Origin of the sequence: Paraburkholderia sp. RL17-381-BIF-C (genome assembly GCF_046026435.1) — a bacterium.
GTDB lineage: Bacteria > Pseudomonadota > Gammaproteobacteria > Burkholderiales > Burkholderiaceae > Paraburkholderia.
Genome location: NZ_JARESX010000025.1, coordinates 21,940 through 46,317 on the forward strand (window position 1 = coordinate 21,940; position 24,378 = coordinate 46,317).

Genomic DNA, 24,378 nt, shown 5'->3' on the forward strand with positions numbered 1-24,378 from the left:
CCCGGTGCCAAGCACCTGCGGAACGCCGCTTAACCGCGGCACTTACATCTTGGACAGGTATTCGAAGCCTTAGTTTAGGCGAGCGTGCAGGCCTTGTAAATCATAGACTTCCAGGTCCTTCAAATAGCGCAAACCTTCCACTGCGGCCCGCGCGCCGGACATGGTCGTGTAGTACGTGACCTTGTTCGCCTGGGCGCTCATGCGGATCGAACGCGAATCGGCGATCGCGGCGCGGGTTTCGTCGACGGTCGTGAAGACCAGCGCGATTTCACCGTTCTTGATCATGTCGACGATGTGCGGACGGCCGTCCTTCACCTTGTTGACGACCTTGACCGGCACACCGGCCGCTTCGATGGCCGCGGCCGTACCCTTGGTCGCGACGATCGGATAACCGAGTTCGTGCAGCATGCGTGCGACTTCGACGGCCTTCGGCTTATCGGCGTCCATCACAGTCAACAGCACCGTGCCCGACTCCGGCAAACGCGAACCCGCCGCGAGTTGCGACTTGAACAAGGCTTCGCCGAAGGTCTGACCCACGCCCATCACTTCGCCGGTCGAACGCATTTCCGGTCCGAGCACCGGATCGACTGCCGGGAACTTGACGAACGGGAACACGGCTTCCTTCACGCTGAAGTACGGCGGGTCGATCTCTTTCGTCACGCCTTGCTGCGCCAGCGTCTGGCCGACCATTGCACGCGCGGCGATTTTCGCGAGCGGCAGGCTGGTCGCCTTCGACACGTACGGCACCGTACGCGAAGCACGAGGATTCACTTCGAGCACGTAGATGATGTCTTCTTTCGAACCGTCCGCCTGCGGCACCTGCTGGATCGCGAACTGCACGTTCATCAGGCCGACCACGTTCAGCGCCTTCGCCATTGCGCCCGTTTGACGCTTCAGTTCCGCGACGGTTTCCTTCGACAGCGAATACGGCGGCAGCGAGCACGCCGAGTCGCCCGAGTGCACGCCGGCCTGTTCGATGTGCTCCATCACGCCGCCGATGAACACGGCTTCACCGTCGGAGATGCAATCCACGTCGCATTCGATCGCGTCGTTCAGGAAGCGGTCGAGCAGCACCGGCGAGTCGTTCGACACCTTCACGGCCTCGCGCATGTAGCGCTCGAGGTCGCGCGGCTCGTGGACGATTTCCATCGCTCGGCCACCCAGCACGTACGACGGACGCACCACCAGCGGATAGCCGATTTCGTCGGCGAGCTTGAGCGCTTCGTCTTCGGCGCGCGCGGTGCGATTCGGCGGCTGACGCAGACCGAGGTCTTGCAGCAGCTTCTGGAAACGCTCGCGGTCTTCCGCGGCGTCGATCATGTCCGGCGACGTGCCGACGATCGGCACACCGTTGGCTTCGAGATCGAGCGCGAGCTTCAACGGCGTTTGACCGCCGTATTGCACGATCACGCCGACCGGCTTTTCCTTGTCGACGATTTCGAGCACGTCTTCGAGCGTCAGCGATTCGAAGTACAGACGATCGGACGTGTCGTAGTCGGTCGAAACGGTTTCAGGGTTGCAGTTGACCATGATCGTTTCGTAGCCGTCTTCGCGCATGGCGAGCGCGGCGTGCACGCAGCAGTAGTCGAACTCGATGCCCTGGCCGATCCGGTTCGGGCCACCGCCCAGCACCATGATCTTCTTGTTGTTGGTCGGGTTCGCTTCGCACTCTTCCTCATAGGTCGAGTACATGTAAGCGGTTTTCGTGGCGAACTCGGCCGCGCAGGTGTCGACGCGCTTGTACACCGGGCGCACGTTCAACTCGATACGGCGTTGACGCACTTCCGCAGGCTTCGCGCCGAGCAGTTTCGCGAGACGCCGATCCGAGAAGCCGCTTTGCTTCAGGTACTTCAGCTCTTCCTTCGAAAGGCTCCCGAGTGTGCGGCCGGCCAGCGCCTTTTCCTTCAGGATGATCTGTTCGATCTGCGCGAGGAACCACGGGTCGATCGAGGTTTCCTCGAAAATCTCTTCAGCCGTCATGCCGACACGGAACGCGTCGCCCACGTACCAGATACGATCCGGGCCGGCTTCGCCGATCTCGCGGATGATCTCGTCACGGTTATCGGTCTTTTCGTCCAGACCGTCCACGCCGACTTCCAGACCGCGCAGCGCCTTCTGGAACGACTCCTGGAAGGTGCGGCCGATTGCCATCACTTCGCCGACCGACTTCATTTGCGTGGTCAGACGCGAATCGGCTTCGCGGAATTTTTCGAACGCGAAACGCGGGATCTTGGTGACGACGTAGTCGATCGTCGGTTCGAACGACGCCGGGGTCTGGCCGCCGGTGATTTCGTTCTTCAATTCGTCCAGCGTGTAGCCGACGGCGAGCTTGGCCGCGACCTTGGCGATCGGGAAACCCGTTGCCTTCGAAGCCAATGCCGACGAACGCGACACACGCGGATTCATTTCGATCACGATCATCCGGCCGTCTTTCGGATTGATCGAGAACTGCACGTTCGAACCGCCGGTGTCGACGCCGATCTCGCGCAGCACCGCGAGCGATGCGTTCCGCAGGACCTGATATTCCTTGTCGGTGAGCGTTTGCGCCGGAGCAACCGTGATCGAGTCGCCGGTGTGGATGCCCATCGGGTCCAGGTTTTCGATCGAGCAGACGATGATGCAGTTGTCCTTCCTGTCGCGGACCACTTCCATCTCGTACTCTTTCCAGCCGAGCAGCGACTCTTCGATCAGCAGTTCGCGCGTGGGCGACAGGTCGAGACCGCGCTTGCAGATCTCTTCGAACTCGTCGCGGTTATACGCGATACCGCCGCCCGAGCCGCCCAGCGTGAACGACGGACGAATCACCACCGGATAACCGCCGCTGCCGGTTTGCGCGGCGATGTCGGCCTGCACCTGCAGCGCTTCTTCCATGGAATGCGCGGTGCCCGATTTGGCCGAACCGAGGCCGATCTTGGTCATCGCGTCTTTGAACTTCTGGCGGTCTTCCGCCTTGTCGATGGCTTCCGGCGACGCGCCGATCAGCTCGACCTTGTACTTTTCCAGCACGCCGTGCGCGTGCAGATCGAGCGCGCAGTTCAGCGCGGTCTGGCCGCCCATCGTCGGCAGGATCGCGTCCGGGCGCTCCTTCGCGATAATGCGCTCGACCACTTCCCACGTGATCGGCTCGATGTAGGTCACGTCGGCCGTGTTCGGGTCGGTCATGATCGTCGCCGGATTGCTGTTGACGAGAATGACCTTGTAGCCTTCCTCACGCAGCGCCTTGCATGCCTGCGCGCCCGAGTAGTCGAACTCGCACGCCTGGCCGATGATGATCGGACCCGCGCCGATGATGAGGATGCTCTTGATGTCTGTCCGCTTGGGCATAACGCTCTCGCTAATGTATTCCTGAATTCTTTCCGTCGGCGCGCGCTGCTGTTACGCTGCGCGCGCTCTGCTCTGTCTGGTCCGGCTCGCCGCGTGTTCGCCGCGTGTTGGTCGCGTGTTCGTCGCGTGTTCGTCGCGCATACGCCGCGTGTGCGTCGATCACGCGCGGCGCGGCGCGAGCCGTGCGCCGCCGAGACTTTGATGCTGCTTTATGCCGCAGCGGTCTTGCCGGCCTTCTTCGTGTCCATCAACGCCGTGAAGCGGTCGAACAGATAGGCGATGTCATGCGGGCCAGGCGACGCTTCCGGGTGCCCCTGGAAGCAGAACGCCGGCTTGTCGGTCAGCGCGAAGCCCTGCAGCGTGCCGTCGAACAGCGAGACGTGCGTAGCGCGGGCGTTGGCGGGCAACGTGTCGGCGTCGACCGCGAAGCCGTGGTTCTGCGACGTGATCACCACACGGCCGTTGTCCAGATCCTTCACGGGATGGTTCGCGCCGTGGTGGCCGGTCTTCATCTTCATGGTTTTGGCGCCGACCGCGAGGCCCATGATCTGATGGCCGAGGCAGATGCCGAAGGTCGGAATGCCACGCTCGATCAGCTCCTTCGTGGCGCGAATCGCGTAGTCGCACGGTTCCGGATCGCCCGGGCCGTTCGACAGGAATACGCCGTCCGGATTGAGCGCGAGCGCGTCGGCCGCAGTGGCTTGCGCCGGCAGCACCGTGACGTGGCAGCCGCGTTCAGCCAGCATGCGCAGGATGTTGTACTTGACGCCGTAATCGAACGCCACGACGCGGTACTTCGGCGCGGTTTGCGTTCCGTAGCCCTCGCCCAGACGCCATTCGGTCTGCGCCCACTCGTACGATTCCTTCGTCGACACGACCTTCGCGAGGTCCATGCCCGCGAGGCCCGGGAACGAGCGTGCGAGTTCGATGGCGCGGGCTTCGTCGTCCGAACCGGCGAGGATCGCGCCGTTCTGCGCACCCTTGTCGCGCAGAACGCGAGTCAGCATGCGGGTATCGAGACCGGCGATGGCGACCACGCCTTCGTCCTGCAGATATTGCTGGAGCGTGCGCTCCATGCGGAAGTTCGACGCGAGAACCGGCAGATCACGAATGATCAGCCCGGCGGCATGGACTTTCGTTGCTTCGACGTCTTCGGCGTTCACGCCGACGTTGCCGATATGCGGATACGTGAGGGTCACGATCTGGCGCGCGTAGCTCGGGTCAGTCAGGATTTCCTGATAGCCGGTGATAGCGGTGTTGAACACGACTTCGCCGATGGTATGCCCGGGGGCGCCGATCGAGTAACCACGAAAGACCGTGCCGTCGGCGAGCGCGAGCAGAGCGGGAGAAAATGACGGCAACACGGGAGACTCCTTGGGGAACACCCTGTTGCCGACCTGTCTATCCGACTGCGAGCCGCAGCGAGACGCATCCGGGATGCGCGCGCAGACTCGCTCGCGAACTGCCGTTGACGTTGCAAGGGGCGCGATGGGTCCATTGTGTGGACGGATCGGCTGGGGGCGAAGCCCTGCTTGCTACGCCAGTGGCGCGCGGCGGATGAACGGTATGGGAGAGGTAGGCGCTAGGGTGCGGGTTGATAAGCTCAAACCTTGAAATTATAGCGTGAAAACGCCCTTCCGTCCAAATCCGAGATGGCAAGCGAGCTTGGGAAAGCACGCCTGAAAGCCGCTCAAAGCCTTGCTGCGTCTGGCGCGGCCGACATTCGACATAATTTCCACGGGTTCGAATCGGGATAGTCCGAGCCTGGTGGCGACGGTCATCAGAATTACGCCGGCGGACTGCTCAGAGTGGCGAATCGACGCGGCTGGCAGCATCGAGGCGTGCTCGAGACAGTGTTTAGCGAACTCAAGCTTCCTGTTCGAGGTGGACTTCAGGCGGACACAGCTGTTTTTTGCGGCCAGGCAATACGTACCAGATCGCGCTCAGCATCTGCAGCGCGACCAGAATGCCCCACGCGGTCAAATGCGCGGCCGCCGGGTAATGGCCACCACTCGCCGGCCAACGTGAAAGCACCGCGCCCACGCCGATCTGGAAGCCGAAAATCAGCAGGAAGATGATCAACGTCAGTGTGGTGTTCACCCGGCCGATCATCTGCGCGGGGAAGTGCCGGGCCATGACCGCGTAGCTGAGAATGCCCGTGCCACCAAAGATCCCGTACGCCGCCCACAAGAGAGCCGCGGGCAGCGGCGCCTTGAACATGATCAGCAACTGCGTCAGCACATACAGCGCCATGCCGACGCCGCAAAACGCATGGAGCGAGATGCCGCGCCGCTCGAGACCGCGCGCCGCCGCGCCGAAGCCCACGCAGCCGGCCATCATCGCGAAGCCGAGAACCGACACGAGCGCTGCCGCCTCGCGCGGCCCGAAGCCCTGCACGTCACGCAACCACGCGCCGACCCAAAGCGACTGCATTGCATAGAAGACGCCTTGCGTGACGACTGAGAACGACGCGATCTTCCAGAACGCCGCACTGCGCAAAATATGCAGCGTGCCTTTGAACTGCGCGCCGAGACTCGCCTGGTGATGGGTTTCCTTCGTGTCCGGAGCGAGCGTCCATTGCGCCAGCGCGACGAGCACGGTCAGCAAGCCCAGCCCGACGCAGACCATGCGCCAACTGGCAAACGTCAGCACCCACGTCAGCGGCGAGCCGACCATCACGCCGCCGAAGCCGCCGATCGCCATCACCAGTCCGTTCATCAACGGCAGGCGCGCCGGCGTGAAGTGTTGCGCCAATGCCTTGAATGCGGCGCCAAGACAGACTGAGACACCCACGCCGATCAGCAGCCGCCCCGCCATCATCGCGCCAACGCCCTGCGCGGCGCCGAACACGCCGATGCCGAGCGCGGCAAACAGCAGCGTGGCAGCCGTGACCCGCCGCGCGCCGAAGTGATCGAGCAGGACGCCGGCTGGAATCTGAGCGCCCGCAAAGCCAAGAAAATAGAGACTGGTGAGCAAGCCCAGATCAGCCGCCGACAAGCCGAGATCACGCGTAATGAACGGCGCAAAGCCGAGGTTGACGCCGCGAAACACGTAGGAAACGAAATAACCGGCAGAAAACAGCAAAAAGACGCGCAGCTGGGTCGACGACATAAGCTCCTGGATCAGGCGGCTGGCCGGATCAATTTGATCCAAAGCACGAACGATAAAGGAAAAGCGCCGGCTTTACCCAAAATGATCTGCAGAATGAAAAACGCCGTCACCACAGGTGACGGCGTTGGAAAAAGCACGGTGCGTGATCGGAGCGCAATTCATGCGCTGCCCCCGCAACGCATGTGGTCACTACCGTGTGAGCCGCTATTGGTCTACTTACCCTTCTTCGCGTTGGCCGCGGTCTTCGGGCGGCTCTCTGCCGCAGCCTTCGACGCCTTGCTGGACGTGGAAGCCGATACCTTGGTCACCTTGCCCTTACTGGCGCTCGATGCCGTCGGCTTGCTGACTTTGCCTGCCGGTTCGGAAACCTTCACCACGCCTGACCGGCCACGACCCTTCTTGTTATCGTAGCGCGAATCGCTTCTCGTGTCCGCGACACGGGTGCCGATCTTCTCGACGCCGCCGCCCTGCACGTCCGTCGCGATGCGCTCAGGGCCCGGTTCGCTCGGCATCGCCTTGCCGACCGGCACGTGCAGCACGATCACCTGGCCGCGCGAGACGCTGTCCCGGTGCGTGCGGTTCCATGCCTTCAACTGACCGATCGACACGCCGTAACGCACGGCAATGGCAGCCATGGTCTGATTGCGGCGCACGCGAATCAGCATCTTGCGCGTGTCGGGGACGTCGGGTTCCATTGCCAGCACCGCGCTTTCAGCCACGTCCGCGCTGATGTCTTCGTCGTCGTCCGAACCGCGCGGCACGACGATCGTGGAGCCGGGTTTCAGGCGCATGCCGACGGGAATCTTGTTCACTTCCATCAGCGTGTCGGCATCGACACCGATTTTCTGCGCGATCGCCGCCGGCGCCGCGCGCTCGGTGACCGTATACGTGGTCCACGACGACAGCGAGCCGGAGTAGGTCTTCAGATTGCGTTCGAACGCGCTGGCGTTGTCGAACGGCAGCAGGATCTGCGGCTGCGTGGCGCCGAGAATGACCGGCTTTCTGAACGACGGATTCAACGAGCGGAACTCGTCCGTGGAGAGATTCGCAAGCTTGGCGGCCATGTCCACGTCGATATCGTGCGAGGTGGTCACCGTCACGAAATACGGGTGGTTCGGAATGGACGGCAGCGCGAGCCCGTACATTTGCGGGTTCATCACGATGTTCTTCACCGCCTGCAGCTTGGGCACGTAGTTACGTGTCTCGTTCGGCATGCGCAGGCTCAGGTAATCAGTCGGTAGGCCCGCCGCTTCGTTACGCGCGATCGCGCGCTGCACGTTGCCCTCGCCCCAGTTGTACGCCGCGAGCGCCAACTGCCAGTCGCCGAACATGTCATGCAGACGCGACAAATAATCGAGCGCGGCACTGGTCGAGGCCAGCACGTCGCGGCGCTCGTCCTGCCACATGTTCTGCTTGAGATTGTAGGTGCGCCCCGTGCCCGGCATGAACTGCCACATGCCGGCCGCCTTCGCTACCGACAAGGCCTGCGGGCTATACGCCGACTCGATGAACGGCAGCAACGCGAGCTCGGTCGGCATATGGCGCGCTTCGAGCTCTTCGACGATGTGGTACAGATACTTCTGCGAGCGCTCGGTCATGCGCTGCACGTAATCGGGACGCTGCGCATACCAGTTCACCTGCATGTCGACGAGGTCGGTTTGCAGGTCCGGCATCTGGAAACCACGGCGAATACGGCCCCAAAGATCGGCGTCGGCGCTCGTCAACTGCGTGACGGAGCCCTGGTCAACGTTAATCGTTTCTTTGGCGGTGGCGCTCTTACGAAGGGCGTCGGCTACGGCTTGCTGACTGGCGGGATTTGTTGCGGTGGAAAGGCTACTCGTCGTTGGTCCCTGGCTCGCGCAGGCGGCGAGCGTCAGAACCAGCAACGCACTTAAGATAAATCGCATGAACGTCTCGGCTTCCACAAGGGCTGGAATTTGCAGCCGATAGTACGAAACGGCAACGTTTACGTCAATCGGAAAATTACGAAAAAATCAAGTAAATCTTGGGCTTGGCGAATTTTTCCGATTCTTCGCGTGAACAACACCCTTCATTGGAACGGGTCAACGGAAGCGGTTTTTCCATTCGCGCATCAACGTAAAGGCCGTCAATCGATCGGGCACTTTTTCGTGCAACTGCTCTTGCAGGCTCGCCTGGACTGCCGGATTATCCGCGCGCAAAAACGGATTCACCGCGCGTTCGTGGGCGATCGTGGTGGGCAGCGTCGGCACGCCGCGCGCGCGCAATTCGCTCGCCTTATCCCGCCAGGCTTGCAGTTCGACGTTGGCGGGTTCGCAGGCGAGCGCGAAGCGGATATTCGAGAGCGTGTACTCGTGGGCGCAATGAACCTCGGTCGCGCCGGGCAGCGCGGCAAGCGCGTCCAGCGAAGCGAGCATCTGCTTCGGCGTGCCTTCGAACAGCCGGCCGCAACCGCAGGCGAACAGCGTGTCGCCGCAAAAAACGTGCGGCGTGCCGCGCGGGTCGGCCGCCTGAAAATAAGCGATGTGCCCGCTCGTATGACCCGGCACATCGAGCACGCTCAATTCGAGCGCGGGGGCCGCAATCGACACGTGATCACCATTTTTCAGACGGCGCGTGAGATGCTCGATCGCCTCGCCCGCCGGGCCGTAGACGGGCACGTCCTGGCCGTTCAGCAGATCGGCCACCCCACCGACGTGGTCTTGATGATGGTGCGTGAGTAAAATAGCGCTCAGCCGCCAACCCCGCTTCGCCAGATAAGCTTGCACGGGGGCGGCCTCACCCGGATCGACGACGACCGCATTGTGTCCGTCGGAGACGACCCAGATGTAATTGTCATCAAACGCCGGGACCGGTACGTACTCGAGCGCATTCATAGGCGACGCATTCTCTGATATGACTGATCGAGCGATTATAGACTGGCCCGCGTGGACCGATTCGCCGCCTGGCCGCTACGTGCTCGAGTGGGAACAGACCCAGCTCGATCGCGTGGTGTCGGACGTGTTCGGTTACCATGCGCTGCAACTCGGCCTGCCGCAGCTCGACGCATTGCGCGAAAACCGCATGCCGTGCCGCGGGCTCGTGCTCGACGCCGCGAGCGGTGCGAGCGCGCCTTACGCTTTTCCGCGCGGGCTGGGGCATGGGCTCAGCAACGGCGCGCGCAACGGTTTGAGCAACGGCGGCGCACAAGGCGGACTTGCAGGCCTGCCGGCGCCGGTCGGGCGCAGTGCCGTGTGGTGCGACCTGCTGGACTTGCCGTTCGAAGCACAGAGCGTCGATCTGATCGTGATGCCGCACACGCTGGAATTCACGAGCGACCCTCACCGTCTTCTGCGCGAAGCCGAGCGCGTGCTGATGCCCGAAGGCCAGTTGATTATTTTGGGCTTCAACTCGCTGTCGCTATGGGGCGCGCGGCAGTCGGTCGGCAAGATGACCGGCCGGCCTTTCGTGCCGGCGGCTGTCGACCTGATTGCCTTCACGCGCCTGAAAGACTGGATCAAACTGCTGGGCTTCGACCTTGAACGCGGTCGCTTCGGCTGCTATCGTCCGCCGCTTGGCAGCGAACAATGGCTGTCGCGCTACGGTTTCATGGAAGCCGCCGGCGACCGCTGGTGGCCGATCTTCGGCGCCACCTACATGGTCAAGGCGATCAAGCGCGTGCGCGGCATGCGCCTCATCGGCCCGCTGAAAGTGAAGAAACCCGTCCTCGCCGCAGGCCTCGCGCCCGCCGCCACACCGAATACACGTAACCACACTCAATGACTTCCGATCTCATCGATATTTATACCGACGGCGCCTGCAAGGGCAATCCCGGCCCCGGCGGCTGGGGCGCGCTGCTGCGCTTCGGCGACCAGGAAAAAGAACTGTTCGGCGGTGAACCCAACACCACCAACAACCGCATGGAACTGATGGGCGTGATCGCCGCGCTCGAAGCGCTGAAACGCCCCTGCAAGGCGGTCGTGCACACCGACTCGCAGTACGTGCAGAAAGGCATCAGCGAATGGATCCACGGCTGGAAGAAAAAAGGCTGGATCACCGCCGCCAAGCAGCCGGTGAAGAACGCCGATCTGTGGAAGCGGCTCGACGCGCTCGTCGCGCAACACGAAATCGAATGGCGTTGGGTGCGCGGGCATAATGGCCACCCGGAAAACGAGCGCGCCGATCAGCTGGCCAATCGCGGCGTCGCATCACTCGCGCAGAGTTGATTCTTGCTGCGACGGCCGTGCCGGCTAGCCGCGCGTGCCATCTTTTTTTGCTGCAATTTTCTGAGGCAGGCTAATCCGACATGCGTCAACTCATCCTCGATACCGAAACCACCGGCCTGAATCCCCGCACCGGCGACCGGATTCTCGAACTCGGCTGTGTCGAACTGGTGAACCGCCGGCTCACCGGCAACAACCTGCACTTCTATATCAACCCTGAACGCGACAGCGATCCGGGCGCATTGGCCGTTCACGGCCTCACCACCGAATTCCTGAGCGACAAGCCGAAGTTCGGCGAGATCGCCGATCAGTTCCGCGATTTCATCCAGGGCGCGGACCTGATCATTCACAACGCACCGTTCGATATCGGCTTTCTGGATGTCGAGTTCGCCCTGCTCGGCTTGCCGCCGGTGAACACCTACTGCGGCGAAATCATCGACACACTGGCGCGCGCCAAGCAGATGTTCCCTGGCAAGCGCAATTCCCTCGACGCGCTGTGCGATCGCTTCGGCATCAGCAACGCGCACCGCACGCTGCACGGCGCGCTGCTCGACTCGGAACTGCTCGCCGAAGTCTATCTGGCGATGACGCGCGGCCAGGAAAGCCTCGTCATCGACATGCTCGGCGATTCACATGCCGGCGGCGATGCGCGCGTACCGCGTGTCGCGCTCGACTCGCTGGATCTGGTCGTGCTCGCCGCCAGCGACGACGAACTGGCCGCGCACCAGGCGGTACTCGACGGTCTCGACAAGGCAATCAAGGGCACGAGCGTGTGGCGACTCGAACCGGCGCCGACCGCGGATGAGCAAACCGCTTAAAAAGTACTGGACGAGTGCAAAAATCCCTGACATAATTCGGCTCTCTTCGGGTGGTTAGCTCAGCGGTAGAGCACTGCCTTCACACGGCAGGGGTCACTGGTTCGATCCCAGTACTACCCACCAGAATTTTGGTGTGTCGATCACCGAAGACTAAAGGGCTTACGCAGAAATGCGTAAGCCCTTTTTCATTTGCGGCCGTTGGCTGCTGTGCGCTGCTGCGAGCTTTTGCTGCACGCCGAAAACCGTATGGAATGCCAGGTAGATCTCGGCGTGCTCTGAAGCGGTTGAGCCACTCGCCTCGCTCCAAATGATTTGCATCGATCAGATCGAAGCGGCGTCACAAGACCTCGCATCGCGCTTTGCCGTCAACACCGAATCTTCGTACGTTTGCGGGCGCCGAATACTGCTGATATAGTTGGCACTCGGGCGTTCGCCCCGTCCTTTTTCTTCACCTCATTCGACCACAGGGAGGCGCCACATGTTTGCAATGCGTATCGCCGCCCCTGGCATGGTTTCGCGAGCGTTGTCGCGACCTTAAGTTTCTCAGGTTGCTCATTCGCTGCTCACGCGGTTCCGCCTGAAAAGGCGCTCCGCGCAATTCCCAGACAGTCCGCAGTTCCATCGCCCGTGCATAGCGGCGCGTTTTGACTGTCTCGTCCTTTCGCTTCTGACTGGAACCTCGGTGCGCTCATGCGTCACCGGGTCGTGGCAAATGACCAGAAAAAAACTCGACTTTCGCGGACAGGCCTTCAAGGACGTCCTCGGTTTTACCTTCCATCATTGGGCGCAGCAGCCCTGGCGCATTCTCGTGATTACGGGGCTGGTGCTGCTCTCCGCGTTGGCCGACGTGCTCACGCCGATGTTCGCCGGACGTCTCGTCGACGCCATCGCGTCGGGTGCGGCCAGCAACGCAGTGGCCTGGCACGCGGCAGTGACGGCGTTCTGCGTGCTGAGTGCGCTCGGCCTCGGCGCCACGCTGCTGCGGCAAGGCGTGTACTTCAACATCATCAGGCTCACGCTCAAGATGATGAGCGAGATCGCCGCGAACGCGTTTCATCGGGTGCAACGCTTTTCGACCGACTGGCACGCGAACAGCTTCGCCGGCTCCACGGTGCGCAAGATCACGCGCGGCATGTGGGCGCTCGACCTGCTCAACGACACGCTGCTGATCGCGTTGTTGCCGTCGCTCGTCATGCTGGTCGGCGCCACGACCCTGCTCGGCTGGCGCTGGCCGATGATGGGCGCGGTGGTCGGCATCGGCTCGGTGCTGTATATCGCGGTGACCGTGGCCATGTCGCTCGGCTTCGTGGCGCCGGCTGCGCGCCTCGCAAACGCATGGGACACGCGCATGGGCGGCGCGCTCGCTGACGCAGTCAGCTGCAATGGCATAGTCAAGGCATTCGGCGCGGAAGATCGCGAAGAAGCGCTGCTCGCGCGCGTGATCGGCAAATGGCGGCATCGTACGCGCCGCACGTGGATGCGCGGCACGATCAACGGCGGCATCCAGGGCGGCATGCTGGTGGCAATCCAGGCCGCCATTCTCGGCGCGGCGCTGCTATTGTGGGCGCGCGGCGAGGCAAGCGTCGGCGACATCACGTTCGCGCTAACCATGTTTTTCATGCTGCAAGGCTATCTGCGCGACGTGGGCATGCACGTCCGCAACCTGCAACGCTCGGTCAACGACATGGAAGAACTGGTGTCGCTGGAAAGCCAGCCGCTCGGTATCGAGGACCGGCCCGGCGCAGGTCCGATCGTGATCGGCAAAGGCGAGATCCGTTTCGAGCACGTCACCTTCCATTACGGCGCGAGCGGCCAGCCGCTGTACGACAACTTCTCCGTGCGTATCGCGCCGGGCGAGCGCGTCGGACTGGTCGGGCATTCGGGCTCGGGGAAAACTACGTTCATCAAGCTGATCCAGCGGCTCTATGACATTTCGGAAGGCCGCATCACGATCGACGGTCAGGACATCGCCCGGGTGCGGCAGGCGTCGCTGCGCAGCCAGATCGCGATCGTTCAGCAGGAGCCGGTGCTGTTTCACCGCTCGCTTGCCGAGAACATTGCGTATGCGCGGCCCGGTGCGAGCCGCGCCGAGATCGAACGCGCCGCGAAGCTCGCGAGCGCGCACGACTTCATCGCGGCGCTGCCCCATGGCTACGACACGCTGGTCGGTGAACGCGGCGTCAAGCTGTCGGGCGGCGAACGTCAGCGCGTGGCCATCGCACGGGCGTTTCTCGCCGACGCACCGATCCTGATTCTGGACGAGGCGACGTCGAGTCTCGACAGCGAAAGCGAAGTGCTGATCCAGCAAGCCATGGAGCGGCTGATGATGGGCCGCACGACGTTGGTGGTGGCGCACCGTCTTTCCACCGTGCGCGCGCTGGACCGCTTGCTGGTGCTGGATAAAGGCAAGGTGATCGAGGAAGGCAGTCACGACGCGCTGATCCGACTCGAGAACGGCCTCTACCGGCGGCTGTTCGAGCGTCAGGCACTGGAACTGATCAAGGGGCTGGGCGAGCCGGAACTCGCGAATCATGCCTCGCGGCCGAGTGCGATCCGCACGGACGATTCCAGCTTGCTGGTCGGGAAGTAAATGATGCTAGTCGTGTGGGATGTCCGCTGGAAACCGCCGGTGTAAGCCGGCGGTTTTTGGGGGCGTTGGGGCGGCTTTTAGGCAGTTTTTAGGCAGCGTTTTGCCGCCAATCGTTTTCCCACGCACTCACCGATCTCCTGAGCGCCGCTCTCCGCAAGCGTCCAACCACCCTTCGGCAGCCCCGGCTACACCACGCCCGCCGGCAACCCCACCCCTCGCGCCATCCCGGTGGCCGCCAACACCACAACCACCATCAATATCGTCTGGATCACGCTGAAGCGTGCGTAGGAGCGCGCCTTGTGCAGATCGGGCGCGGCGCCTTTTCTGATGGCGGCCCGCCAGCGCATCAGCGCAAGCATCGACGGCACTTCGAGGATAAGAATGACCACGACCAACGTCATCTTGAGGTGAAAGAGCGGCTCGTGGAGATAGTAATCGGCGCCCTTTTCAAACCCGCCGAAAGCGCGCATCAACCCGGTGACGATCAGCACCAACGCCGAGATGCCCCAGCCGGTATCCGCCCGGAAAACGGATCGTAGCGCGGCTGGCACCGTGGCGCGGCGCAGCGCCCATGTGCGCCGCAGAATCGACGCGAGTGCGAAGCCATAAGCAAGCAGATGGATGGCGGCAAGCAACCAGCGAACCAGCATGGCGACTCCTGCAAAGGACGCAATACGATCGTTGTATGTCTCACTCGCCCGCGCTGAAGCGCCGGGCGCCATGACTTCATTATCGACTACGGCTCAATTTACAACGCCTGCTTCGACCACAGGGTGTGGCCAACTGCACAAACCGGCAGATTCAGACCTGCTGCAAGGATGTGTCAAGCGCACGGGCGGCGACCCGATCGCGCTCGGTCGTCAGTGCGGTACGGAACACGGTTTGGCGATTGTGACCCGCCGCAGCCGGCGAATCCCACAACAATTCGATTTTCGGACGGCGACCGAACGCGCCACGCGCAAGCGACGGCGCAGCGGCCGCCCCGAGTGACGCGCCGGAGCCGCCCGGCTCGCCTGCGGCGCTGAACGCCACTGCGGGCGTGGGCGTCGGCGCGGGTCGCGCGGCTTGGCCGGCAGCCCAGCGCACGGACAATTCGCGCGCGTCGTACTGCCCCACTTTGCGGCGCTCCGCCCACACAATGACCGTGCGCGTGACCGGGTCGAGCGAAACGGCATAGCGGCCGATCGCAAACCGGCGCGCGGCGATATTGGTACGCCACAGCGCGCGCGGGCGGCAGATCCACAGCACGGCCGCATACAGCGCCGGCGCGGCCAGCAACCAGCCGTTGGACGCCGCCACCGCGTTGGCGGCGCGGCGCCAGCCGGCGCTCGCCGCGAACGCACCGACCGACCAGATTGCAAACAGGAAGCCGAGAAAAGCAAACAGACGCAACGCTTGCCGCAGCCATTGCGGCAGCGGATGAAACGGACGCTCGGCGACAGCGCGCGCGCCCGGCAGGAAAATCAGAAGGAACAGGAAGACGAGGTTGATGCACGCCCAAGGCGAGGACACCATGGCCAGCAGCGATGCGCCCGCATCCATCTGCGCCATGGAAAAGAGCCAGCGAGCGAGGAGCACGAGACCGATGGCGCGCAACGCGAAAATCGTTCCGGCGCCAGGCGCCGCGTTCGCACGCGTCTCTTTCGTTCTCGCCAAGGCATCCTCCTGTCGTCGGCGGCGCCGCAGCCAAATTTGCGGCACGGCCATTATAGGGATTTTACGGAGAGCGGCTCATTCTTAACGGCCGAAACCGCTCACTTTCGTCGGTTCATTGAAAAAAGCGCGGCGCGCTTGCAACAACGCCCCGTGGGCCGGTGGCACACGGGGCGTTGCTAGAGGCTGGCGGAGCACCGCAAAGCGCTCCTCAACCGATTCGACTCATCTGTTGCGCATGAACCGACGGCAATTAGCCGGCGTTGACTTCGCGCAGCACGGTGCGGTGCTTCTGACGCAGCAGTTCTTCGTAGGTGGCAACGTAGTTCTGCGCCATGACCTTCGACGAAAAGCGCGATTCGAACGCCTTGCGCACGTTGGCGCGCGACAGCGTGTGCAGACGCTTGACCGCGGCGACCGCGCTGATTTCGTCTTCGACGACGAAGCCCGACACGCCGTTTTCGATCACTTCCGGCACCGAACCGCGGTTAAACGCGATCGCCGGCGTACCGCACGCCATCGCTTCGATCATGACCAGACCGAAGGGCTCCGGCCAGTCGATCGGGAACACCAGTGCGTGCGCATTGCCGAGGAACTCACGCTTTTCGGCTTCGCCGATTTCGCCGATGTACTCGACGTGCGGGAGCGCCATCAGCGGCTTGATCACTTCTTCGTAATAGGCACGGTCGGCCTTGTCGATCTTGGCGGCGACCTTGAGCTTCATGCCTGCCTGGCCGGCAATGCGGATCGCGCGGTCGAGGCCCTTCTCCGGCGAGACGCGGCCGAGGAACGCGAGATAGCCCGGCTCGACGTTGTCGATCGGCGTGAGCACGTTTTCCGGCAGGCCGTGGTAGACCGTTTGCAGCCAGTTCGCCTGTTGCAGCGGAATACGCTGGTTGTCCGAAATCGACACCACCGGCACGTCGCTGAACGTATTGAAGATCGGCTGCAGTTCCGGCAGGTCGAGACGGCCGTGCAGCGTGGTCAGGAACGGCACCGGCTGGCGGGCGAACAACGAGAACGGGTAGTAGTCGATGTGGAAATGCAGCACGTCGAATTCGTCCGCGCGGCGGCGCACTTCTTCCAGAAGCAGCATGTGCGGCGCCATCACGTCACGGATGGTCGGGTCGAGGCGCAGCGCCTGCGGCCAGAAAGCTTCGAGTTTCGCGGAGGTTTGCGAATCGCCGCTCGCAAAGAGCGTGACGTCGTGGCCCTGCTCGACCAAAGCCTCGGTCAGGTAGGACACCACACGTTCCGTACCACCATACAGCTTGGGAGGAACCGCCTCGTGCAACGGAGCGATTTGAGCGATTCGCATAATGAAGAACTCCTCGTAAAAAATCAGGCAAAAGTACTGCGTTTGGTAAAAGCGACTCGCTTGCTCGCCAGGGCAGTCTGGCCGGATATGCCGGCGCGGGCCTGATTCTTTCGAGAAATCCTGCGATGGATCGCTTGGCTAGTGAGCCCAGACTGGTTGTCAGCGTCTGTGCATGTGCCGGTAAACGCACGCAAGACGCCTACGTTGACAAACTGTCAGAAATTTCGGTGGGCCTACAGAGCATGCATTATCAATGCCGGGATTCTCGCTGCACCACAACATTTCAAAGTCTTTACGTTGTTACAAAGGCGAAACACTTTGCAAACCCTTGTTTTCTAAGACAGTTCTACAGTGTCAACTGGTTTGCAGCGCAGCAACGCCAGAACGGCGCGGTAAGGTCCCGAGTCAACTTTGCCGGCAAGCATTGAAGAAATGCGGCGCCGCAGTTGAATGCAATTTGTAATTATATCCTGAATTGGTTCCGCGACCTGCGGCAACCTGACCCGCTGGCGGGTCCTGTCGCGGCAGGTTTCGAACGTCCATCGCGAGATCAATCGCGCCAAGGCCCGATAACACAGGGCGCAATCGCTTTTGCATGTTTACAATGCGAAGCATCGGCTTCGCGGCGAACCGTTTCTGACGTGGCCCGCGCTTTGCATGCACAACCCCGAACCCATCGACCTTCACGATCAATTGGAACATTTAACCGTCGCCCAGCGTAATGCCCAGGACGCAAAGCTCGCGAGCTATGCGCACCGGCCGCTCGCGTTTCTTTTCCGCTTCATTCGCCGCCATCCGCTCGCGCATGCGATCGTGCTGTGCAGCGTGTTCGCGGCCGTCGGCTGCGCGCTCGCTTCCCAGTATGCGATCAAGCATCTGATCGACGTGCTCGGCGAAGGCCGGCATCATCCCGGTCCGCTGTGGGGCGCATTCGCCATCCTCGTCGGCCTGATCGCCGCCGACAACCTGTTGTGGCGTGTCGGCGGCTGGGTCGCCGCGCATACGTTCGTCGCCGTGACCGGCGATCTGCGGCGCGACCTGTTCCAGTATTTGAGCGGCCATTCGCCGACCTATTACTCCGAGAAACAGCCGGGCATGCTAGCAAGCCGGATCACGGCCACCTCGAATGCGGTCTACACGGCGGAGAACACCACCGCCTGGAACGTGCTGCCGCCGTGCATCGCGGTGCTCGGCGCCATCGTCATGATCACCGCCGTGAATCCGCTGATGGCCGGCGGCCTGATGCTGTGCTCGGCGATTCTGTCGGTCGTGCTGTACAAGCTCGCCGGCCGCGGGTCGGCGCGCCATCACCATTTCGCCACCAAGGCGGCTTCGGTGGACGGCGAGCTGGTCGACGTGATCAGCAACATGGGCCTCGTGCGCGCTTTCGGCATGACCTTTCGCGAGCAGCAGCGTTTCGGCGCAACGGTCAAGGCCGAGATGGACGCGCGCCAGCAAAGCCTGCTGTATCTGGAAAAGCTGCGCCTGCTGCATGCCGTGATCACCGCGCTGCTGTCGGCGGGCTTGCTGGGCTGGGCGTTGCACCTGTGGGATCAAGGCCGGGCGACCTCCGGCGACATCGTGCTCGTCAGTTCGCTCGGCTTCACGATCCTGCACGGCACGCGCGACCTGGCCGTGGCGCTCGTCGATGTCACGCAACACGTGGCGCGTCTCGCGGAAGCCGTCCGGACGCTGCTCGAGCCGCACGGCATGCCGGACCGCGACGATGCGACCGAGCTGGTGCCGCAAGGCGGGCGCATCGATTTCGAAAGTGTCACGTTCGCCTATCCGCGCCGCCGCCCGATTCTCGACCATTTCGACCTGCATATCCAACCCGGCCAGCGCGTCGGCCTGATCGGCAAGTCGGGCGCGGGCAAATCCACGGTGCTGGCACTGCTGCAGCGTTTCTATGAAACCCAGGGCGGCGCGATCAAGGTGGACGGCCAGGATATCGCCACGGTCACGCAGGACAGCCTGCGCCACGCGATCGCGCTGGTGCCGCAGGACATCTCGCTGTTCCATCGCACGGTGTACGAAAACATCGCCTATGGGCGTCCGGAGGCAACCCGCGAAGAAGTGCTCACGGCCGCTCGCGAGGCGCGCTGCGCGGACTTCATCGAGGCCATGCCGGAAGGCTACGACACGATCGTCGGCGATCGGGGCGTGAAGTTGTCCGGCGGACAGCGTCAGCGGATTGCGATCGCGCGCGCGATCCTGAAGAACGCGCCGATCCTGCTGCTCGACGAAGCGACTTCGGCGCTCGACAGCGCGTCGGAAGAAGCCATTCAGAAGGCGCTCGACCGATTGATGGTCGGTCGCACCGTGGTTGCGATTGCGCACCGTCTGTCCACGCTGAACAACTTCGACCGGATCATCGTAATGAGCGCCGGCAAAGTCATCGACGACGGCAGCCCGGACGAGTTGCGCCAGCGCCCGGGCCTGTACCGCGATCTGCTCACCAAGCAGTATGGCAAAGGCACGACGCTGCATATCGGCGGCAAGAAGGTCGACGAACAACACGTGGTCTGAACCCACGCGCGCGGGCATGCTTAGAGCCGCTGTCGCAACGACAGCGCCCAGCGCCAAAAGAAAAGCCGCTCGAAGAGCGGCTTTTCTGCTTTTCACACCGCCGGTTGCCGGCGGCCCCGAACGCGCCTACCCGGCCCGAGTATCGCGTGCCTTTTTCCCCGGCACTGCGCGCGACTTCCCGCTTCGGGTGCTCTTTGCACCAGCAACGCCCTGCAGATCGCGCATGAAGTTATCGCGCCACACGGACACATTGTTCTCGCGCAACTGCACCATCATGTCGCGATGACGCGCCTGACGCTCCGCCAGCGGCATCTCTAGCGCCCTCGCGAGCGCCTCGGCCATGCCGTCGATGTCGACCGGATTGACGATCAGCGCGCCGTCCAGTTCCTGCGCGGCGCCGGCAAAACGCGACAGCACGAGCACGCCGGGATTCTCCGGGTCCTGCGCCGATACGTACTCCTTGGCGACCAGGTTCATGCCATCGCGCAAGGGCGTGACATAGCCGACGTGCGCGGTGCGAAACAGTGCGGCCAGCACCGAGCGTTCGTATTGCTTATGGATGTAGAGAATCGGCGTCCAGTCCAGTTCGGCGAAGCGCCCATTGATGCGCCCCGACTCCCCTTCCAGCTGCAAGCGGATGTCCTGATACGCGTGCATGTCGGCGCGCGTCGGCGGCGCGATCTGCAGGAACGACACCTTGTTGCGTTGCGCGGTCGCATGTTCGAGCAGCCGCTCGAAGGCGCGAAAACGCTCGACCAGTCCTTTCGAATAATCGAGCCGGTCCACGCTCATGATCAGCTTGCGCGAATGCAGCGTCGCCTTCATCGTACGCACCGGTTTGCCGCGCTCGCCCGCTTTCGCGAGTTCGGCGATCTCGTCCGGATAGACGCCGATCGGATAGGCGGCCGCGCGCAGCGTGCGACCGAATGCGTGGATCGTCAGCGGGCCTTTCGCCGATGCGTCGACGGTGCCGTTCGCCTCGTTGACGATGTAGTCGCAGAACGCACGCAAATCCGGCGCCGTCTGGAAGCCGAGCAGATCGAACGAACACAGTGCTTCGACGAGTTCGCGATGCGGCGGCACCGCCAGCAGTACCTGCGAAGCTGGAAACGGAATGTGCAGGAAAAAACCGATGCGATTCTTTACGCCCGCCGCACGCAAAGCCTGCGCAAACGGAATCAGGTGATAGTCGTGAACCCAGATCACGTCGTCTTCACGCAGCAGCGGCACGAGTTGTTGCGCGAGCCACGCATTGACGCGGCAGTAGCCCTCGAAGTCGTGCCGGTCGTATTGCAACAGGTCGGCGCGATAGTGGAACGCCGGCCACAGCGTGGCGTTCGAGAAACCCCGGTAGTACTGGTCGTAATCGCGGCGCATCAGCGCGATGGTCGCGAACGTCACCGGGCCGCGCTCCTCGACCTTGATCTGCGGCTGGCCCGAGCCGAGCACGTCGCCGCTCCAGCCAAACCACATGCCGCCGGTTTCCTTCAGCGCGTCGTACACGCCAACCGCCAGACCGCCCGCCGCCGGGCCGCCCTCCGAGATCGGCGCAACCCGGTTCGATACGATGATCAGTCGACTCATGAAGCGCGTTTCCCGATGCAGTACGTTGTTTTCTTTGAGCGATGCGGCATGGCCATCACGCCGAGCGCGCCGCCGTGACGACCGACGCCAGCCAGTCGAGCAGCGCCGGGACGGAGTCGATACGCGTTTGCGCCAGCGTCTCGCCCGGACCGACCTTGATCGACACCCCGCCGCGCTCATTGACGACGGCAAAGCCTTTCTCGTCGGTCAGATCGTCGCCGGCAAAGACCGGCTGGCGGCCGACGAAAGGCGGCTCGTCGAGGAACGCGCGCAACGCGCGGCCCTTGTCGACATCTTTGGGTTTGATTTCATAGACCATCTTGCCCGGCTGCAGCACGTAGGAGCCGGCGTAATCGGCCACCAGCCGCCCGGTTGCCTCGCGCGCCACCGGCTCGCGATCCGGCGCATTGCGATAATGCAGCGCCACGGCCGCGCCCTTGATTTCGAGCAGCATGCCGGGATTTTCGTTGACCACCTGCGCGAGCACCTGCTCCATGCGCAGGAGCCGCTCGTCATGAAAACCGATACGCTGCGTGTCGCCGTTCGCGTCGCGCCGCTCGGCGCCGTGCAGTCCGGCAATCGGCAAATCGGGCATGCCGAGAAAACCGTCGATACTGTCGATACCGCGGCCCGACACGACCGCGACCGCACCGTTGGTCAGGCTGCGCAGCTCGCTCAACAGATCGACCACGCGGGGTTCCACCAGCACGCCGTCCGGCGTGGAAGCGAGTTCGACGAGCGTACCGTCGAAATCGAAGAAAAATGCAGTCTCGCCTGGAGACAGAACAGCCGGAAGTGCTTGCATCGGTTAGTTTTGCCTTTCAGCCTTGTGCGGCCGGAAAAGTGTGCGCATCTTACCGCGCATCCATCAATTTTTCGAGAAAGTAAGGCTGGACACAAGCCTGGCCGAACGCCGCGAGCGAGCACCGTCGGCGATTGCGTTCAAAAAGAAAACAATCCGGCTTCATGCAGCTTTCAGCCGCCTGCGTCAAATTGCCTCGCAAAACGTGCGCCCGTCGGCGCTGCGCGACGCCATCAACGATTTTGCGCTACAGTCGCTGCCACACAGATCATTGCCGTTACGACCAGTTTTGCACACTATGACGGCCCGCGCGAAACGCCCGAATCGCGCAGCGCCGCTCGCGCGCGCACTGGCGCCGCCATTCAATCGAGTAACTGAACCCTGCTTTGTTCCCGATCTTCTCATTCCGGCATTCGCAAACGCACCTGGCGTCTTCACACGGGCTGCGCCGCGCGCGCCTGTTGGCGCTGACGCTCGCGTTGGGCGCGCTCGCGGCGCTTGCCGGCTGCACGCATCGCCAGGACACGTGGCAGTTGACCAATGTGACCGGCCACCTGCCGGATCTCGACTTCACGCTGACCGGCGACGATGGCCGCGCCGTCAACGGCGACTCGTTCAAGGGCCGCACCTCGCTGGTCTATTTCGGCTACACGCATTGCCCGGACGTCTGTCCTGAAACGATGGGCCGGTTGATGCAGGTGCTCGGCAAACTCGGCCCCGACGCGCAGAAGGTGCGCATTCTGTTCATCACCGTCGATCCCGCGCGCGACACGGCACAAGCCTTGCACGACTACGTCGGCGCTTTCGACTCGCAACACGCCGAAGGGCTGACCGGCACCGACTGGCAGATCGAGTCGCTCGCCAAGCGCTACCGCGTTGCCTATCAGATGGAAAAGCGCGATCCCAGCGGCAACTACGAGGTCACCCATAGTTCCGCCGTCTACGTGTTCGACAGCCAGGGGCACGCACGCCTGCTGGCCACCGACCACGACACGCCCGATGCGATCGCAGAAGACCTGCGCCGTATCATTGAAGACCGTTCCTGACCTTTCCCGAGTCCATTCATGTCGATCAAGATCAAAACGTTCGCTGCACTGAGTTGCGCCCTCGCCCTCTCGTTCGGTGTTGCCTCGACCGCGCAAGCGGCGGGCGCCAACGCGGTCAGCGCGAAAAACGCATGGGTCCGCTGGCTGCCCAACAACCTGCCCGCCGCCGGCTATGTGACGCTCGTCAACGCGAGCGACAAACCGGTCGATCTCGTCGACATCTCCAGCAACGACTACGGCGACGCAATGCTGCATCAAACGGTGTCGAACGGTTCGTCGCAGAAGATGGTGATGGTCGACAAGCTGACCGTGCCCGCGCACGGCCAGGTCGCCATCGCGCCCGGCGGCTACCACGTGATGCTCGAAGATGCGAAGCACAAGATCGCGCCGGGCGACACCGTGCACCTCACGCTCAAGTTCTCCGACGGCGAAACGCTCGACACGCCGTTCGCCGTCAAATCGCCGGCGCAGACGAAGTAACCTGCCGCGATGAATCTGCTCTACTGGCTCGATCCCTGGGAGTTTTCGCCGACCGTCGTGATCGCCTTGCTGGTGCCGGCGATCCTCTTCGTGCGCGGCGCGCGCAAGGCGAAGATGTCGGTCGCGCGGCGTATCTCCTTCTGGTTCGGGCTGGTGGCGCTGTATGTCGCGTTGCATACGCGGCTCGACTATTTCTTCGAGCATGAGTTTTTCATGCATCGCGCGCAGCACTTGGTGCTGCATCATCTCGGGCCGTTCTTCATTGCACTGTCGTATCCGGGTGCCGCGTTGCGCGCGGGTATTCCGTTCAGCTGGCGGCAACGCTTCGTGCGGCCCGCGCTCGAGACGCCGGTCGTGCGCAAGCTGCTCGACGTGGTGATGCATCCGGTCGTTGCAGTGACGCTGTTCGTCGGGCTGATTTACTTCTGGCTGATGTCGCCGATTCATTTCGTCGCGATGCTCGACTGGCGGCTGTATCGCGTGATGAACTGGAGCATGGTGATCGACGGCCTGCTGTTCTGGTGGCTCGTACTCGATCCGCGTCCCGCGCCGCCGGCGCGTTTGTCGCCCGGCAAGCGCGTGCTGGTGGTGATCGCCGCGATTCCGCCGCAGATCATTCTCGGCGCGTTCATCTTCTTCACGCCACGCGAGTTGTATCCGATCTACTCGATTTGCGGCCGTGCGTTTACATGGTTGAGCCCAATGCGCGATCAGCAGATCGGCGGGTTGCTGCTGTGGATTCCGGGTTCGATGATGAGCGTGATCGGCGCGCTGGTGGCCTTGCGTCACTGGATGCGGCTGTCGGCACGCGGACGTTTGCGCGGCGAACGGCGCGCGAAGGCGACGCACGCTTTGGCGAACGCGGCTGCAACGCCTGCGGGCAATCGCCACTGATCCCATAGTTTGCAACGGTCGCCGGAAACTCCGCGCGCGTACAACTTG

The 24,378-nt window shown here is 63.0% G+C and carries 19 protein-coding genes and 1 tRNA gene; 9 read left to right on the forward strand and 11 right to left on the reverse strand.

Annotated features, from left to right (window positions below; genetic code table 11):
* Positions 1–69 precede the first annotated feature (69 nt).
* The 5 genes from carB to gloB all read right to left on the reverse strand — a co-directional run bounded on the left by carB (position 70) and on the right by gloB (position 9,290).
* A complete protein-coding gene (gene carB, locus P0D70_RS17200; protein WP_091792600.1) occupies positions 70–3,324 on the reverse strand; it encodes a carbamoyl-phosphate synthase large subunit in 3,255 nt (1,084 codons plus the stop codon).
* Positions 3,325–3,533: 209 nt separating this feature from the next.
* Positions 3,534–4,688: a glutamine-hydrolyzing carbamoyl-phosphate synthase small subunit gene (gene carA / locus P0D70_RS17205; protein WP_091792599.1), complete on the reverse strand. Its 1,155-nt coding sequence runs from the start codon at positions 4,686–4,688 to the stop codon at positions 3,534–3,536.
* A 502-nt stretch (positions 4,689–5,190) separates the two neighbouring features.
* Positions 5,191–6,435 (reverse strand): MFS transporter, encoded by a 1,245-nt coding sequence (locus P0D70_RS17210; protein WP_408185384.1) that lies wholly within the window; start codon positions 6,433–6,435, stop codon positions 5,191–5,193.
* A gap of 212 nt (positions 6,436–6,647) precedes the next feature.
* Complete coding sequence (locus P0D70_RS17215; protein ID WP_091792596.1) at positions 6,648–8,342, reverse strand: transglycosylase SLT domain-containing protein; 1,695 nt, start codon at positions 8,340–8,342, stop codon at positions 6,648–6,650.
* Positions 8,343–8,498: 156 nt separating this feature from the next.
* On the reverse strand, positions 8,499–9,290 hold the full coding sequence (gloB, locus tag P0D70_RS17220) for a hydroxyacylglutathione hydrolase (RefSeq protein WP_408185385.1): 792 nt from the start codon (positions 9,288–9,290) through the stop codon (positions 8,499–8,501).
* 19 nt (positions 9,291–9,309) lie between these two features.
* Between gloB and P0D70_RS17225 the strand changes: the two genes are divergently transcribed.
* The 5 genes from P0D70_RS17225 (at position 9,310) to P0D70_RS17245 (ending at position 14,024) form a co-directional block, all read left to right on the forward strand.
* Entirely contained in the window at positions 9,310–10,176 is an 867-nt protein-coding gene (locus P0D70_RS17225) for a class I SAM-dependent methyltransferase (protein ID WP_408185386.1), read from the forward strand.
* Positions 10,173–10,619: a ribonuclease HI gene (rnhA, locus tag P0D70_RS17230; protein ID WP_408185387.1), complete on the forward strand. Its 447-nt coding sequence runs from the start codon at positions 10,173–10,175 to the stop codon at positions 10,617–10,619. The genes P0D70_RS17225 and rnhA overlap by 4 nt, the downstream gene beginning before the upstream one ends.
* Positions 10,620–10,699: 80 nt before the next feature.
* Positions 10,700–11,434 carry a DNA polymerase III subunit epsilon gene (gene dnaQ, locus P0D70_RS17235; RefSeq protein WP_408185388.1) on the forward strand — a complete coding sequence of 245 codons (735 nt, stop codon included), beginning with the start codon at positions 10,700–10,702 and terminating at the stop codon, positions 11,432–11,434.
* Positions 11,435–11,482: 48 nt separating this feature from the next.
* Positions 11,483–11,557: transfer RNA gene (locus P0D70_RS17240), tRNA-Val, on the forward strand.
* A gap of 589 nt (positions 11,558–12,146) precedes the next feature.
* Positions 12,147–14,024 (forward strand): ABC transporter ATP-binding protein, encoded by a 1,878-nt coding sequence (locus P0D70_RS17245; protein ID WP_408185389.1) that lies wholly within the window; start codon positions 12,147–12,149, stop codon positions 14,022–14,024.
* 185 nt (positions 14,025–14,209) lie between these two features.
* Here the strand turns inward: P0D70_RS17245 and P0D70_RS17250 are convergent, their stop codons facing one another.
* The 4 genes from P0D70_RS17250 to P0D70_RS17265 form a co-directional block, all read right to left on the reverse strand.
* On the reverse strand, positions 14,210–14,674 hold the full coding sequence (locus P0D70_RS17250) for a DUF2214 family protein (RefSeq protein WP_408185390.1): 465 nt from the start codon (positions 14,672–14,674) through the stop codon (positions 14,210–14,212).
* 151 nt (positions 14,675–14,825) lie between these two features.
* Positions 14,826–15,680: a hypothetical protein gene (locus P0D70_RS17255; RefSeq protein WP_408185391.1), complete on the reverse strand. Its 855-nt coding sequence runs from the start codon at positions 15,678–15,680 to the stop codon at positions 14,826–14,828.
* A gap of 250 nt (positions 15,681–15,930) precedes the next feature.
* A complete protein-coding gene (locus P0D70_RS17260) occupies positions 15,931–16,995 on the reverse strand; it encodes a glycosyltransferase family 4 protein (RefSeq protein ID WP_091792589.1) in 1,065 nt (354 codons plus the stop codon).
* A gap of 405 nt (positions 16,996–17,400) precedes the next feature.
* Entirely contained in the window at positions 17,401–17,697 is a 297-nt protein-coding gene (locus P0D70_RS17265; RefSeq protein WP_408185431.1) for a hypothetical protein, read from the reverse strand.
* Between P0D70_RS17265 and P0D70_RS17270 the strand changes: the two genes are divergently transcribed.
* Positions 17,653–19,524 carry an ABC transporter ATP-binding protein gene (locus P0D70_RS17270; protein ID WP_408185392.1) on the forward strand — a complete coding sequence of 624 codons (1,872 nt, stop codon included), beginning with the start codon at positions 17,653–17,655 and terminating at the stop codon, positions 19,522–19,524. The two genes, P0D70_RS17265 and P0D70_RS17270, sit on opposite strands and share 45 nt — an antisense overlap.
* 126 nt (positions 19,525–19,650) lie before the next feature.
* On the opposite strand, the gene otsA is transcribed toward P0D70_RS17270, so the two are convergent.
* Both otsA and otsB read right to left on the reverse strand, forming a co-directional pair.
* Positions 19,651–21,108 (reverse strand): alpha,alpha-trehalose-phosphate synthase (UDP-forming), encoded by a 1,458-nt coding sequence (gene otsA / locus P0D70_RS17275; RefSeq protein ID WP_408185393.1) that lies wholly within the window; start codon positions 21,106–21,108, stop codon positions 19,651–19,653.
* A gap of 55 nt (positions 21,109–21,163) precedes the next feature.
* Positions 21,164–21,913 carry a trehalose-phosphatase gene (gene otsB / locus P0D70_RS17280; protein ID WP_408185394.1) on the reverse strand — a complete coding sequence of 250 codons (750 nt, stop codon included), beginning with the start codon at positions 21,911–21,913 and terminating at the stop codon, positions 21,164–21,166.
* 383 nt (positions 21,914–22,296) lie between these two features.
* Here otsB and P0D70_RS17285 point away from each other — a divergent pair, with 383 nt between their 5' ends.
* Genes P0D70_RS17285 through P0D70_RS17295 form a run of 3 tightly spaced genes read left to right on the forward strand, consistent with a single transcriptional unit; the run spans position 22,297 to position 24,330 of the window.
* A complete protein-coding gene (locus tag P0D70_RS17285; RefSeq protein ID WP_408185395.1) occupies positions 22,297–22,956 on the forward strand; it encodes an SCO family protein in 660 nt (219 codons plus the stop codon).
* A gap of 18 nt (positions 22,957–22,974) precedes the next feature.
* Complete coding sequence (locus P0D70_RS17290) at positions 22,975–23,436, forward strand: copper chaperone PCu(A)C (RefSeq protein WP_095418637.1); 462 nt, start codon at positions 22,975–22,977, stop codon at positions 23,434–23,436.
* 9 nt (positions 23,437–23,445) lie between these two features.
* A complete protein-coding gene (locus P0D70_RS17295; protein WP_408185396.1) occupies positions 23,446–24,330 on the forward strand; it encodes a cytochrome c oxidase assembly protein in 885 nt (294 codons plus the stop codon).
* Positions 24,331–24,378 lie beyond the last annotated feature (48 nt).